This window comes from Bacillus sp. SIMBA_008, from assembly GCF_046535495.1.
GTDB classification, from domain to species: domain Bacteria; phylum Bacillota; class Bacilli; order Bacillales; family Bacillaceae; genus Bacillus; species Bacillus subtilis.
Genome location: NZ_JAWRWL010001079.1, coordinates 1 through 244 on the forward strand (window position 1 = coordinate 1; position 244 = coordinate 244).

General features: G+C 72.5%; 1 protein-coding gene. It reads left to right on the forward strand.

What is annotated here, in order from left to right; all coding sequences use genetic code 11:
- The coding region (locus SB658_RS26740; RefSeq protein WP_410603522.1) for a hypothetical protein at positions 1-244 on the forward strand (244 nt) is incomplete at both ends.

Sequence of the window (244 nt, forward strand, 5' to 3'; positions counted from 1 at the left end):
GGTGCTCGGGAGTCTCGCGATCCTGCTGCTCCTCGGTGTCGGCGGGATCGTCGCCTGGAGTCAGATCGGCGTCATGCCCGCCGAGCCGGCTCCCCTGGCCGGCGTCCGCGAGAACGCCGCCATCACCGTCGAGGATGCCGAGCAGGGGATCGTCCTCGCTCCGGCCGACGGCGAGTCCGAGCTCGGGCTGGTGTTCGTCCCCGGCGCCAAGGTCGACCCCTGGGCGTACGCCGCGATCCTGCAG